This is a genomic window from Paenibacillus sp. M-152 (assembly GCF_003856555.1).
Taxonomy (GTDB): Bacteria; Bacillota; Bacilli; order Paenibacillales; family Paenibacillaceae; genus Paenibacillus; species Paenibacillus polymyxa_C.
Genome location: NZ_CP034141.1, coordinates 4,014,494 through 4,027,703, shown reverse-complemented (window position 1 = coordinate 4,027,703; position 13,210 = coordinate 4,014,494). Strand labels below are relative to the sequence as shown.

The 13,210-nt window shown below is 41.7% G+C and carries 14 protein-coding genes and 1 pseudogene; 7 read left to right on the top strand and 8 right to left on the bottom strand.

Translation table 11 applies throughout. The features are described 5' to 3' along the window. Positions 1–1,464: 1,464 nt before the first annotated feature. The 5 genes from EGM68_RS17495 to aiiA form a co-directional block, all read right to left on the bottom strand. Positions 1,465–2,076 carry a TetR/AcrR family transcriptional regulator gene (locus EGM68_RS17495; RefSeq protein ID WP_129549660.1) on the bottom strand — a complete coding sequence of 204 codons (612 nt, stop codon included), beginning with the start codon at positions 2,074–2,076 and terminating at the stop codon, positions 1,465–1,467. Between the two features lie 159 nt (positions 2,077–2,235). After that, complete coding sequence (locus tag EGM68_RS17490; RefSeq protein WP_025675168.1) at positions 2,236–2,427, bottom strand: hypothetical protein; 192 nt, start codon at positions 2,425–2,427, stop codon at positions 2,236–2,238. A 29-nt stretch (positions 2,428–2,456) separates the two neighbouring features. Continuing rightward, the gene (locus EGM68_RS17485) at positions 2,457–3,845 is read right to left on the bottom strand and encodes an amidase (RefSeq protein ID WP_129549659.1); all 1,389 of its coding nucleotides are present in this window, start codon (positions 3,843–3,845) and stop codon (positions 2,457–2,459) included. Between the two features lie 45 nt (positions 3,846–3,890). After that, a complete protein-coding gene (locus EGM68_RS17480; RefSeq protein WP_129549658.1) occupies positions 3,891–5,213 on the bottom strand; it encodes an MFS transporter in 1,323 nt (440 codons plus the stop codon). 14 nt (positions 5,214–5,227) lie between these two features. Then, a complete protein-coding gene (gene aiiA, locus EGM68_RS17475) occupies positions 5,228–5,986 on the bottom strand; it encodes a quorum-quenching N-acyl homoserine lactonase AiiA (protein ID WP_129549657.1) in 759 nt (252 codons plus the stop codon). Positions 5,987–6,194: 208 nt separating this feature from the next. Between aiiA and EGM68_RS17470 the strand changes: the two genes are divergently transcribed. The 3 genes from EGM68_RS17470 to EGM68_RS25770 all read left to right on the top strand — a co-directional run bounded on the left by EGM68_RS17470 (position 6,195) and on the right by EGM68_RS25770 (position 7,177). Beyond that, positions 6,195–6,398, top strand: coding sequence for a hypothetical protein (locus EGM68_RS17470; RefSeq protein WP_129549656.1), 204 nt, complete (start codon positions 6,195–6,197; stop codon positions 6,396–6,398). 144 nt (positions 6,399–6,542) lie between these two features. Continuing rightward, entirely contained in the window at positions 6,543–6,860 is a 318-nt protein-coding gene (locus EGM68_RS17465; RefSeq protein ID WP_240664062.1) for a hypothetical protein, read from the top strand. 56 nt (positions 6,861–6,916) lie between these two features. Further along, positions 6,917–7,177, top strand: a complete 261-nt coding sequence (locus EGM68_RS25770) for a hypothetical protein (RefSeq protein ID WP_165263973.1) — start codon at positions 6,917–6,919, stop codon at positions 7,175–7,177. A gap of 864 nt (positions 7,178–8,041) precedes the next feature. On the opposite strand, the gene EGM68_RS17460 is transcribed toward EGM68_RS25770, so the two are convergent. Next, entirely contained in the window at positions 8,042–8,554 is a 513-nt protein-coding gene (locus EGM68_RS17460) for a discoidin domain-containing protein (RefSeq protein WP_240664061.1), read from the bottom strand. A 273-nt stretch (positions 8,555–8,827) separates the two neighbouring features. Between EGM68_RS17460 and EGM68_RS17455 the strand changes: the two genes are divergently transcribed. Continuing rightward, positions 8,828–9,199: a hypothetical protein gene (locus EGM68_RS17455; RefSeq protein WP_025675174.1), complete on the top strand. Its 372-nt coding sequence runs from the start codon at positions 8,828–8,830 to the stop codon at positions 9,197–9,199. A 280-nt stretch (positions 9,200–9,479) separates the two neighbouring features. Continuing rightward, on the top strand, positions 9,480–10,181 hold the full coding sequence (sigK, locus tag EGM68_RS17450; protein WP_025365394.1) for an RNA polymerase sporulation sigma factor SigK: 702 nt from the start codon (positions 9,480–9,482) through the stop codon (positions 10,179–10,181). A 346-nt stretch (positions 10,182–10,527) separates the two neighbouring features. On the opposite strand, the gene EGM68_RS17445 is transcribed toward sigK, so the two are convergent. Next, complete coding sequence (locus tag EGM68_RS17445) at positions 10,528–11,502, bottom strand: alpha/beta hydrolase (protein ID WP_031461833.1); 975 nt, start codon at positions 11,500–11,502, stop codon at positions 10,528–10,530. Then, positions 11,499–12,128 (bottom strand): TetR/AcrR family transcriptional regulator, encoded by a 630-nt coding sequence (locus EGM68_RS17440; RefSeq protein WP_090738707.1) that lies wholly within the window; start codon positions 12,126–12,128, stop codon positions 11,499–11,501. The genes EGM68_RS17445 and EGM68_RS17440 overlap by 4 nt, the downstream gene beginning before the upstream one ends. Positions 12,129–12,349: 221 nt before the next feature. Between EGM68_RS17440 and EGM68_RS17435 the strand changes: the two are divergent. Further along, positions 12,350–12,576, top strand: a pseudogene (locus EGM68_RS17435) (sigma factor); the annotation flags it as partial. Positions 12,577–12,731: 155 nt separating this feature from the next. Next, positions 12,732–13,193 carry a 2-thiouracil desulfurase family protein gene (locus EGM68_RS17430; protein WP_013372222.1) on the top strand — a complete coding sequence of 154 codons (462 nt, stop codon included), beginning with the start codon at positions 12,732–12,734 and terminating at the stop codon, positions 13,191–13,193. The last annotated feature ends 17 nt before the right edge of the window (positions 13,194–13,210 follow it).

Below are 13,210 nucleotides of genomic sequence, written 5' to 3'. Positions count from 1 at the left end.
AATGGTAATAATTGAGACTGATTTGGTTGATAACTGAGACATTTTTGGGTATATGTTTGAGACATTTTTAAACCAATAGAAACAAAACCCCTTGTTTCTATTGGTTTTTTTGTGTTTCTATTTACTATATATATTCTATATATGCTAACATATGGTACAAGGTCAGAAATATAATAGGCATTCCCTCTGTACAGTATGTTGGATGGAATACGGGATTGATACCTCAGATAACATGTGGAAATCAATTAATGACTGGGTTGGTATGATTAAGAGAACACGGGAGATTCTAAAGAATACACAATCGGTGAGTGAAATAGCACGTCGACTAGGAAGGTCCAATAATACTGTGTACAAGATCATGGGATATTTAAATAAAAATAAGCTTTTGTCAAGGGAGTTATCTAAAAAATTCGGTCCAACCAGAACATGTAGTAGTGATTTGGTACAGATTTTTAGAGGGCATTTAAATTGGGAGGGTAAACTCGGATTACTACAGAACTCAAGAGCGATTTTAGGTTGGAATATTAACGTTCTACTATTATTTATTTGATCCTGCTGTGCAACGGTATTTTATATTTAATGCCCTATTTGAATAAAGAACATTATCAAAGGAAAACAATAGAACGTCAGAATTATAACAGTGCTGAACTTGTAGATCAATTGGAGAAAGCTCTTTAAACATTTGTGTATGAAAATCTTAAAATATCTCATAAGGCAATTGCTCGATATCTAAAAATTCCATTTTCTGCTTTGGGAGTAAACGGACTGGGTAATAGAATCTCTAAAGCAATTAGAAAGCAAAACCACAATAAGAAAAAGTTAAAGGAAAAATATCTTTGGTCACTTGCAAATGAGTACATCAAAACACACGATCATGAACAAATTACCTTAAGGGATGTAGTCACATTTTTAGGGATGTCTTATAGCAATATAATCACGAATTATAACGAATTAAACAATAAAATAGCTTCAAAAATAGAAGAAACTAAAGAGAAACTTAGACAGGAAAGAATCAATAAATATAAGGCTGATGTAGACTTCGTGATTTCCGATTTGCTCCAAAAAGCCGGCCGGATAACAGTTTGTACAGTATTAGAATACACGGGGGTATCTTACCATACTTTATATAAATCTATGCCCGAAGTATTACTGTATATCCGTAAGGAGAAAGATAGACTAAATTTTAATAAAATCCCCAAGTGCTGTACAAATCTCTTCAACTCGCATAGCAGCCATTGGCAGAAAAAAAGGGTTGTCCCATAAGTCATAAAAATGACTAGGGACGTCCTATTCTCCAATTGTAAAACAATAAGAAACCGTTCCTGGGTAAAATGGAGGTACCACCCGACCATTTGAAAGGATATGGATTCTTTATACATTCAATATACCATTATGAGATAAAAAGAGGAGTTACGCAGGACTATCCCTCATCCATGTTATGTGGCTTTGTGGCCAGCCCCTCAATTAATGTCTATTAGCTCTTAAACCTTCAATAAATATGCGGTGTAATCCATCAAGAACTCGTTGGCTTGTAAAGCTTTCATCTTGGAGATGGTAATCGATATTGTGAAGCACGGCCAGCAGGGCTTCAATAGTATATGAAATGTCCACCCCGGATACGTCTCCCTGTTCAACGGCCTCATTTAGCAGATTTCTGCTTATATTGCGCATCCATTGACATAACGGAGATTGTAACGGACGATGCCCGGTTGAGGCCCGGCTGACCTCACAGAGCCAAGGAACTTTCGCTTCTAAAAAAGAGACATATCTTACGATTACATGGTAAAGCCGATCCAAGGCAGCGGTTTCTGGGGATTGATCAAGAAATACTTGAACTTCATCAAACAAAGGTTGGTATTCTTCATACGCGATCTCCTGACATATGTCGCCCTTATCCGAGTAGCGGCGGTATAGGCTTGCTTGTCCTACTCCAGCAGTCTTCGCAATCTGATGCATATTGACATTGTAAACACCGTTTTTGATGAAAAGTTCTCTAGCCGCCGCCAAAATTCGTCTTCGGTTTAACTCCTCTCTGGGAATTTTCAGAGAGACAGATTGCGATTCTGAATTCACCATAAACATCTCCCTTCATCATTAATTTAACTGTTATTTAATACGAAAAACGGACAATATGTCCGTTTTTCGTGTATAGGACATGTTGTCCGTCTTCATAATTATAATACATTTCGTGAAAAATTAAAAATACATTCATTTGGGTGACCGATGAGCTATTTTTTATTTCTTGGTATAGTGCTTTTTGTAAATTGGAGGCAAATGCGGTTCAATGCCCGATAGGTCCAGTTCCTTTAAACTTGCGATCGTATGAATAAACTGCTCGTATGCTTTTTTCTTGTCGCTCGTCGTATCTGTTCCGGTTACGGTTGATGCTTTCCTGCTAACTTCAGAGTTAAGTTGCTTTTGATCCATAGATTACCCTCCATCAAATATAGTCAGGCTTACAAATCCGGATGTCTCTTGTGCCAGTCTGTATTCATTTCATAAGTATTGCCGATACCTAGTACTGTCGCTTCTTCGAAGGGGCGGCCAATCAATTGCATATTAATCGGCAGACCGGAAGGTGAGAAGCCGCAAGGCATGCTCAGGCTAGGCAAGCCAGTCAAATTGGTCGGAAGCGTAAATGAGTTCAATCTGAATACACTAGCATCATCATCTGCACGCGGCGCAGTGATCGGTGTTGCCGGCGTCAACAAGATGTCGATTCTGGACAATGCATTCAAAAAATCATTGACAATTAGTTGCCGGGCCCGCTGAGACTGAAGGTAAATGGAAGCCGGAATATCTCTACTGCTTTCAAGAAACATTCGGACGTCCGGTCCATACTGTTCCAATTCTGTCTCAAGCCACTTCTCGTGGTACGAGTACATTTCCGTCATCATAATGGCCATCGTCGCACTTCTAACATGTTTGATCAGGGGCAGGCTAACTTCGATGATTTCTGCTCCCAGTTCTCGGAATTTATTGATAGCGGCCTTCATCGCAGCTTCCACTTCCGGCATCAAATCCTCGTAATAGTAGCTTGTCGGCAATCCGATACGCACACCCCTGAGACCATTCGGATACATCTTGATACCTGGCGCAGGCAGATCGACAGTCGATTCATCCTTTGGATCGAAGCCAGACATCACATCCAAGCACAGGGACGCATCCATGACACAGCGGGTCAACGGACCCGGGTGGTCCAATGACCAGGCCATTGGAATGATACCATACCGACTGACCCGACCGTACGTCGGCTTCATCCCTACGACACCGCACAAAGCAGCGGGTATGCGGATCGAACCTCCGGTATCCGAGCCTGTGCCCAGATAAGTAAGTCCAGCCGCTAAAGCAGAAGCCGAACCGCCGCTTGAACCTCCCGTTACAAGTTCAGTGTTCCACGGATTGAGGCAAGGACCGAAGTGCGGGCTAGTTGTTGTCAATCCCGCAGCGAACTCGTGAGTCTGTACTTTGCCTAGCAGAACTGTTCCAGCCTCATGTAGCTTAGCTGCAACCGTCGAATCGTAATCGGGGACGAAGCTGTTCAATATTTTTGAACCGGCAGTTGTTCGGATCCCTTTAGTGTAATATAGATCCTTATGAACGATGGGAATCCCGTGAAGGGGCCCTTTGTACCGACCATGCATAATATCGCGTTCCGATTGCTTCGCTTGTTCAATCGCCAGTTCGGACGTTTGGGTAACGAAAACGTTCAGTTTCGGATTCAAACGTTCGATGCGGTGAAGCGCATGTTCTGTAATCTCTACCGGGGATATTTTCCTTGTTCGGATCCCCTCGGCCAGCTCATGAATAGCAGCAAAGGACAGTTGGAAATTTAATTTACTCATCTATTCATCCTCCATATCTTTCGGACATGTCGTAAGTCTACCAAACTAATTACCATAGCTTCCGCTAGGATTTGCTTTTCTTGCGAATAAGTATGTCAGGATTGCCAACAGGGAAATGGTAAAATAAACAACAAAAAAAGGCATCTTTAGATCAATCAGTCGGCCGACCAGCGCAGGGCCGAATGCTCCGCCTAGGAGATAGGCCAGTGTGAAAATACCCATCCCCACACCCAGCTCAGCCGAACGGAGTGTCGTCGAAACTAAATTGCTGCTAGAGGTGAGGACACCGTTGAATCCAATCATAAGGATAATGATCAATAAAGCGTCGATCCATGGCGGCAAATGTACGGATACCCCCAGTAGTATAAATCCGCTGATGACGAGACTTTGCGATATGACAAGCACGCGGGAGCTTCCGAAACGATCTGTCCAACCTCCGATCCGGGATCCGAGCAAGGCTGCACAGACGGCACCGGGAAGCATCAGCAGACCGATTTTACTAGTTGGTAAATGAAAGGAATTCTTCATCATGACAGGAAGAGTAAAGGTTAACCCCGTGTTGCATACGAAGGTAAGGAATCCAATCCCTAGAATTCGTCGGTAAGGAGCATTTTTCATGAAAGATGCATCGATAAATGGATGTTCTTTTTTCTGAATATGAGTACCGAACCATAGAAGAACTGCTGCTCCTGCAATGAGCATAAACCAATAGTTCGTAACCCCTAGCAACACCAACGCCAGTCCCGCGGAGAACAAAACAGCTCCGAGAAAATCGAATGAACCGCGGTCGTGTTTCTTGTCAGGAACATACTTGAATATCAAAGGGATAACAAATAGGCTCAGACTGGACACGATGAACAAAGCACGCCAGCCAAAGTATTGCTCCACGAAACCGCCGAACACAGGCCCGAAGCCGGAAGCAAAGGCAATTGTGGCGGATAAGGTTCCCAGCACCCGTCCCTTGACTGTAGGCTTAAAATACAGGGTTACTGCCGCATAAGACAGGGGAGAGATGGATGAGGCCCCTGCTGCCTGCAGCAGTCTTCCAGTGATGACTTGCAAGTATGAAGTTGAAAAAAAGCCTATCATAGAGCCGAAAGCTAAAAGGATCAAACCAATGACATACAGCTGGCGAAAGGAAAAGGACTCCGTTAACTTGCCGTAAGTACCGGCGCCGATAGCCATCAAAATGCTGTAACCGACCATAACCCAGCTCACCTGCGAGGAGGTCAGGGCAAAGTCAGCGGAAATCGAAGGTATAGACAAATTAAACATGGTCATATTGATGTTTCCGAAAATAATGAGCAAGCAAAGTGTCCCCATTAATTTCCGCTCATTGCCGGATAAAGCCATTGATTGAGTATCCATAGCCTGTCCCTCCATTACAGGAAGTCAGGAAAGGTGCGGCATTTTTGCGCCTGATCTCTATCGTGTCCCAAGAAAACATAGGACGGCCGAACATCCTGAATTAACTCCTGCATGCGAGTAATCGATTTGGCAGCCATCTCTTGATCGAATGTCAAGAACGGTACGCTATTCTCGAAGTTCTCCCGAGTATAAGCAACATCAATTGTCAGTAGCACTGGACCCGACTTTTCCGTTGTGACAAGGACTGATTGATGGCCAGGGGAATGACCCGGAGTGAATAAAATTTGAACCCCCGGAATCAATTCATGGTCACCCTCAATGATTTGATATTGTAAATCGGGCAGCCTGCACTCTAATGGAGAGTAATCCTCATTGTTTATGGCCGCATCATACTCTGCCCTTTGAATAAGGATCGGCGTATTGCGGAAATGCCCGTTTCCCCCAGAATGATCCAAGTGTAAATGGGAGCTAATGACCATTTGAATATCGTCAGGTCGATAACCGACACGCTTTAACACATTTACGATCGAGTCGCCGTCAGACATGTTGGGGACGACGAGCCCTTCACGTCTAGTCCCCTTGTAGTAATCGGGATTGTTGATAAAAGCGTCGGGCATTCCCGTATCGATGAGTATCGGCCCGCTGGTCGTTTCCAATAGAAAAGACCACACAGGCATTCCGACTAATTCCCCGGGGGCAAGGGTTCGATTAACTGCCGATTGATCTAGGAAACATTCACCTACAGGTAAAAAATACAACTTTTTAATATACATCCCAGTTTCACCCTTCATATTATAAATTCGGACAGTTTGTCCGTTTTGTTTTGATTATATCGGACAAATTGTCCGATGTCAATTTATCATCGGCGGTTGGGCTTCGGCAAAAGCCTTACACCTGCAACAAGTAAAGATTGATTGAATAACTGCTACGGGCTGTGGAGTCGATCAGTTGGACTTAATTAATAAGGAAAGGATGAGTTTTATGAAACTAAGCCTAAGTCGAAAAGCTAATCTTGAAGGTATGCTGATAGGAGATCAAGTTACAATTGGAGGGCCGGCGGTAGAGGAGAACATCCGGTTTGAAGTATGGAGAAATGAATCGGGATTTGAAATTAAGGTTTTTGATCGATTGGAGAAGTGGCTAGCCTGCAGCCGGGTGCAGATCGATATGTATGCCAATAATTGAGGACTTAAAAAGGGGGATTTTTTATATTTATACCAATACCTGGAAAGATTCTTTCGAAACCTGAGACACAGATATGATATCTTTTTGAATGCCGAAAAGAAGCCTGACCGTCTCATAATGCTCAAGTACCTGGTGGACGAGCTCATGGACAATAAGATAGATATTCATCTATATCATTTTGGTATGTATCTGCTCTACCCTTACGCATCCGGGAAGCAAGAAGAAGATGCAGAGGCAGTTGGCAAAAAGCGATCTGAGTCGATTAGTCATCTGCCACGATTTGAATTGAAAAGCAACGATGAATTTGTATCTGAAGTGTGGTCCGATTTAATCTTACGACGGTACCCCGAAGTAGGAGAGGAAATTGTGACAGTGCCCTCTTTTAGTCAGCTTAGAATACTATTTACAGCGGATAACTTCGGAATCACACTGGAACATATTATTAGGATGCGGATTGGATAGAACCGATCCCTGGGCTGGAACTGAAAGTCAGGAAGTGGGTTGGGGAGAAGGACCCGATGACTCCGCAGCCGAAAAAAGATGGAATGATTGAAGATCTGATTACACTTGGACACAAAGGCAGCAGCAATGGCCTGCGGCATTTTGTTGCCGGTAAGCCGATCCAAGCGGGTAGCTACATGGAGGTTAAATTTGGGGACGGCTGGATACCAGGGAGATACGAGTGGTCATTTGAGAAAGATAGCCCGATTAGAATTCACTCCTCTCGGTACGAATGGATTTCGATCCATGAGGGGCATCTAGTCCGGGTAAAAGCTTGAATGTTGTCATGCTGTACACGTTACTGACTTACAGGATCTTGGGGAGTCAGCGGTTACTGTGATCAAATGGTGGAAAATCCACGGCATGGAGACAACTGCAGAGATTTAAGGATTGGTGGGATGAAATGTTTAAGAGATTCAAATTTTGCTTCAGGCTTTATCAAGGGCGTTCGCTTGAAACTGTTTGCATAAGTTTTATATTTAGTTTTCTCGTTGGATTATTCTTGTATTTAGGTCATGCACCGGTTTCATGGTTGTCAATCGACATTTTATGGCATTCTTCTTGGATTGCTTAGCTTTAATACGAATAGTCTGGTGGCTACGAGTTCCTGGTAAAGGGACGAATATTTACAGCTATTTTCGGTGGGATAATACGATAGAAATTCATATCGGAAAGGTTAAATCACCAATGGAGTTTCAGCGTCGGATTAGAAACACAATCAAATATGCTCGTGAAAAAGGATATCTTATTGAATACACTTCCGGCATATTGACGCAGGTATGAGTTACGGTAATACATGAGACGAATTTGGCTATACTTTTTTTGGTATATGTCTGAGACTTTTTTAGCCGGGCAGATCGCATACAGTTTAATCAAACGGATGTTGTGTCGCTGTTGCGGTTCAGGTAGAACCAGTAGCTAAAAGGAATCTACTGGTTCTCATTTCTCTTCACAGTTATAGAATGACGAGTGATCATATTAGGGTGTGATTATGTTATTGTTGGAGGATAAGTCTCAGTTATAAAGCAAGAAAGTATCACTTATAACTAGAAATTTTAGGAATGTAAGAATAACTTTTGTCTCAAGTATAGCCATTACTCATAGGGGCGTTGTCCAGCCCCCTTTTTGTATTTTGTACTGGCTTATTCCGTAATAGCGGGATTTATATTGGACGCTCTGTAGGCAGGAACGCCATTGATTAGCGCGGTTCTTAGTTGAATGTATCGGATACCATAATAGGTGGTTGTATTATTCAATTCAGAGGAAAGTACAGCTATTTTATAATATGAAAAAGGAATTTCATTACTAAACTGATAGGTTATTTTTGCAGTGCTTGGTACAGCCTCGACTTGTCCTAACCTATACCAGTTTTCTCCGTCACTCGAGCCATGAAACGAAAACGAAAGTATAAAAGCGCGAGAAGGTGGCTGGGCTAAGAGGATATCATTGATCGTTTTTCCCGTATCTAATTTGAAGATGATTTCCCCACCTTTACCACTTAAGCTGCTCTCCCAATAGAGATTATTATCGATCAAAACATTTTTCGGAAAAGTATTTTTGGTATCTCCATTCGTTGAAACGTTATCTTCAGCTATAACGACAGGTTCCATGGAAAACGAATAACTATCTGGATTTTGTTTGTATGAAACTCTCAATGAATGTATTCCTTAATTAAAAAAAGGCATAATCATAAATGAGTGGCCAAGCATTATAATAGCAACTAGTTATTTCATGAACTATACTAGCAATGGACGGGATAAGAACCTACATAATTAAAAATTCAAACGATATAAGAGGAAATAAGAAAAGGGTGCTATTTTCGGGTCTTTAACAAGCTCATTCTAAAGGCTGGCTAATTTATATCGAAAAAGATTGAGAGAAACAATATAAATAACTATTTTAGGTGCGAGAAGGAGAATGTATAGAATATGAAAATATACACTTATTATTTGGCAAATGGCGTATTCCCTTTGGATTGGGAAGTTTGTTTTAGCACTGTTGAGGAATACAAGACCCAGTTATTTGAGAAGTATACCGCTTCCCAAGAGTCCAATGATTTTGTAATAGGTGGATTTCATGTGCTTACCGATAAAATAGATGCAATTCTGAATTATGCTTTAGAGGATTTTCGAAAAGAATTTCCTTATAATTATGAGTTGCGTTGTCCCGCTATGATCTTCCCGTTGCCAAGAGGCGATGAGAGTAATGGTGCTGAGTTTGCTATTATTTTAAAACGAGATGAGGATGGAGATACGATAGTCTATTCCCCACTTCCATTGTCATATTTAGAAAAAAGTTAATACTCTACTGAAAGAAAATGGGGAAATCAAGTGATGAATAATGTAAAGCTATCCCGTGTTTCCCTCTGGCTATAGGAGTGCGTTGATTTGTGTCGAAGAGATCTCTAAGTTTCAAATTAAGTATTGGAGATTGCTCCAGAAAGATATCCGGCAAATTGTTACGGAGCAGTTTTCGGAGTACAGGCACGGATGGGCACCTGCCTACATACAATAAACAGACCGTAAGCCCGGTAAGTAACAAAGGCCGGTAAGTTCGCAACTACCTCAGGAGGTGTCATCCGTGCCCGGACTATTTAGTGCTATCGCTCTGTTCATCAAGGAATTGACGCTACTCGTTTCCTACGTGAAAAACAACGCCTTTCCGCAGCCATTGACTGAGAAAGAGGAAGCTCGACACCTAAAGCTGTTTGCCGAAGGCAACGCACATTCCCGTAACACACTTATTGAACATAACCTAAGGCTGGTGGCCCATATTGTAAAAAAATTCGATAACACCGGCGAAGATTTGGAGGATCTTATATCCATCGGCACCATTGGACTGATCAAAGCTATTGAAAGCTTTCAGACCGGAAAAGGAACAAAACTGGCAACATTTGCAGCCCGTTGTATAGAAAATGAGATTCTGATGCATTTAAGGTCCCTGAAAAAGACACGCAAAGACGTATCTCTCCACGATCCTATAGGGACTGACAAGGAAGGCAACGAGATTACTTTAATTGATATCCTTGGTTCCGAGGCGGACGATATTGTAGATAAGGTACAGCTCAAAATCGAGAAGAGCAAAATCTATCGCAATCTGGATATTTTAGATGACCGTGAAAAAGAAGTGGTGATTGGCCGATTTGGTCTGGAAGCTGGAGGAGAAGAACGAACACAGAGGGAAATTGCACGAGAACTGGGAATTTCACGCTCGTATGTGTCACGAATTGAAAAGCGCGCGCTGATGAAGTTGTACCATGAATTTTACAAGCAGAAGGGATAATGGATAAGGAGATATTTGAAGCCGCGTTGCTCTTGTAGAGAACGCGTTGTTTTCTAGTTCATTTATTCAATTCCGAGTCTTTATTCAAATGATCTCCAAAAAGGATCTTCTCGTGACCAGCAAACAGCATACACTTGTCTTTTGTCTTTATCAACATGCTCTGTACTCGTACTACCGTTTTTTTTCGCTTAAATAATAGCTATTTTGCTATGTATTTTCATTTAAAACGCACAAATAAAAGCCTGTAGTGGTTTTCTGCACTACAGGCTAAAAATGCTTGATATTATTGGGTATTTTTACTTCGTCAGGACAAGCTTTTTCGCTAGTCGGCTCTCTTGGATTGAATTTATTTTCCTACATACTCATCCAAAAAGCGATCTACTCTTTTGAAATATTCAGTGGGGTAATGGTTGATGGCATCGATGTGCTCCGTATTTTGCGGGTACCATACTTCTGCTTTTGGGTTATCTTTTAAGGACTCGTAAATAATTTCTGTATTTTTATAACTGATTTGCTGATCTCCAGTACCATGAATGAGCATAACTGGCTTGTCTTGCATCTTTTTTACCGCATTCATAGGAGATATGGAATCAAGATCAACCTTAAAGACCCAATTTGCCATCCATGTCGATGTATAACTGAATGGAAATGCAGGTAGACCTGAAAAGTAGGGCAAACCCTCTCTCAGAAATAGACCAGCATTACGAAAAGGACTATCCGCAATTACGGCTTTGATGTCATCACTTTCACTTGCGGCTAGCAGAGAAGTAGCAGCACCCATTGAAAAGCCGATAACTCCAATGTTATCACCCGTATGGTCTCTGGATTTTAAGTAGCTTACAGCTCCTAGCAAATCGTATTTTTCATTGAGGCCCAGTGTAATCAAGTCACCATCGGATTTACCTTGCGAGCTGAGGTCAAATGCCAATACATTGTAGCCTTTCGGAACGAAATGCTCTACTAACTTTTGGGTCCGCCCTTTGACTAAACGATTGCTCGTATATCCATGGACGACAACAATCGTCTTATCACTTGGTTTACCAGAAAGACCACTTGCAGGAAAGAATGTACCTCTAATCGTATTATCATTTTTCAAACTCTTGAACTCGATCTCTTCGTAGGGTGTTTTATCGATATTCAATTCGTAGCTGACATTAGTGTCTCTAGGATGGTGCAACAAGGTGTCTACTACTTTATAAGATATAAAAAATACAAGAGCCATTACAAGCAGAAGCACGATTCCTAGGCTCCATAAAATTTTCTTCCGTTTTTTCACACGAACGTTAAATGTCAGATCGGGTTGTAATGATGTTTGACTCATTCAGACTCCTCCGGTTTTTCTTTAGGTTGTATGGGTGCGAACAAATAAAAGGCATGCTCCTTCAGATTTTCCCACTCCGGATGCTGAATAATACTTTCTCCAAGAGTTAAGCCCACTCCATTTAAGAAAGAGATATAGGCACGAGAGATCATTGCTGGAGAAAAGCATTTGTTGAATTCTCCCATTAACTGTCCCTTGGCATAGATGCATTCGATCGCATCTGTCATTACCTTTACACTTTCAAGGACCTTCTGTGTAAGTTCAGGGAATCTTATTCGTTGTCCTAAGACAGATTGAACAAGCCGCAATTCATTTATATAGGAGTAGATATGGTTGAATTGTTCTGCCACCATGCTCTTAATCAATACGCCTGGTGTCCCTTCTTTTTTTAGACAAGCAAGCGATTTCACCTGAATATCAGCAAGCGGCTCAAGGACTGCGGCGTAGAATAAAGCTTCTTTGCTAGGAAAATATTGAAAAATGGTTCCAGGAGTCACTCCCACACTCTGCGCAATGATAGCCATTGTGGTATTAGAATATCCACTTTCTGCGAACAGGACAACAGCTTCTTCTAGGATACGTTTACGCCGCTCCAGTCTTTTTTCTTCATTGATGGGTCTTGCCAAATGTATTCCCCTTTCTTTAAACTAAACTTTTATTAATTAAATGATTGATTATTTAATTAATAATATATCTAAAATTATGACTTATAGCAAGAGTGAATTTATTTTACTTACGAGCAGGATGAACCTCAACATATAAAAATAAGCCGGAGTGCTACCCAATATGCGCCTCAGGCTTGTTTTTATCAGATTATTTTGGATGAGTTAAACGTTCCGCCTTCCTTAAATTCGATAACACCGGCGAAGATTTGAAGGATCTTATATCCATCGGTACCATCGGACTGATCAAGGTCATTAAAAGCTTTCAGAATGGGAAAGGCACCAAGTTAGCAATATTTGCAGCTCGTTGTATAGAAAATGAGATCCTGATGCATTTGCAATCTCTGAAAAAAACACGCAAAGACGTATCACTCCATGATCCTATAGGGACTGAAAGGAAGGCAACGAGATTTGAATACAGGATTATGATTATGTCATCAGCTGGACGAATATCCTGACGGAGCGCGGACGTAGTGGCGAGTCTAAATTTTCGCACGATGACTCTTTGAGAAAATTTGTTTATACTTTAATTACTTAATATGAAAGCAATGGATATGAGGTGAACTAATGATTCTGGTAAGTTCATGTTTGGCAGGCATGAAGGTGCGATATAACGGGACGGATAGCCTGGATGTACATATTCAGAAGTTGGTAGAGGAAAAAAAGGCAATGACGATCTGCCCTGAGCTACTTGGGGGCTTTATGACGCCGAGAGAGCCTGCTGAGATTGTTGGAGGGACAGGGGAGGATGTGCTGAGTGGCACAGCCAAGGTGATTGAGTTTTCAGGCAATGATGTCAGTGATATGTACATTAGAGGTGCGTACGAAGCTCTGCATATAGCCAGAGAGGTTAACGCGTCACTTATTGTTTTAAAAGAAAATAGTCCGTCCTGTGGGTCGGCAGCGATCTATAATGGGGCATTCGAAAACCGTAAAATCGCAGGCAACGGGGTAACCTCGGCTTTGTTAAAAAGGGAAGGCTTTAAAGTTATTTCAGAAGAACAAATATCGGAAATTTTCTTGCATTAGAATATGTAATGGTAGAT

What these genes read in the sequence shown, in the direction of transcription:
- EGM68_RS17495 (WP_129549660.1), bottom strand. Translation starts at nt 2,076, where the DNA reads ATGGTGAATTCAGAATCGCAATCTGTCTCTCTGAAAATTCCCAGAGAG.
- EGM68_RS17490 (WP_025675168.1), bottom strand. Translation starts at nt 2,427, where the DNA reads ATGGATCAAAAGCAACTTAACTCTGAAGTTAGCAGGAAAGCATCAACC.
- EGM68_RS17485 (WP_129549659.1), bottom strand. Translation starts at nt 3,845, where the DNA reads ATGAGTAAATTAAATTTCCAACTGTCCTTTGCTGCTATTCATGAGCTG.
- EGM68_RS17480 (WP_129549658.1), bottom strand. Translation starts at nt 5,213, where the DNA reads ATGGATACTCAATCAATGGCTTTATCCGGCAATGAGCGGAAATTAATG.
- aiiA (WP_129549657.1), bottom strand. Translation starts at nt 5,986, where the DNA reads ATGTATATTAAAAAGTTGTATTTTTTACCTGTAGGTGAATGTTTCCTA.
- EGM68_RS17470 (WP_129549656.1), top strand. Translation starts at nt 6,195, where the DNA reads ATGAAACTAAGCCTAAGTCGAAAAGCTAATCTTGAAGGTATGCTGATA.
- EGM68_RS17465 (WP_240664062.1), top strand. Translation starts at nt 6,543, where the DNA reads ATGGACAATAAGATAGATATTCATCTATATCATTTTGGTATGTATCTG.
- EGM68_RS25770 (WP_165263973.1), top strand. Translation starts at nt 6,917, where the DNA reads ATGACTCCGCAGCCGAAAAAAGATGGAATGATTGAAGATCTGATTACA.
- EGM68_RS17455 (WP_025675174.1), top strand. Translation starts at nt 8,828, where the DNA reads ATGAAAATATACACTTATTATTTGGCAAATGGCGTATTCCCTTTGGAT.
- EGM68_RS17445 (WP_031461833.1), bottom strand. Translation starts at nt 11,502, where the DNA reads ATGAGTCAAACATCATTACAACCCGATCTGACATTTAACGTTCGTGTG.
- EGM68_RS17430 (WP_013372222.1), top strand. Translation starts at nt 12,732, where the DNA reads ATGATTCTGGTAAGTTCATGTTTGGCAGGCATGAAGGTGCGATATAAC.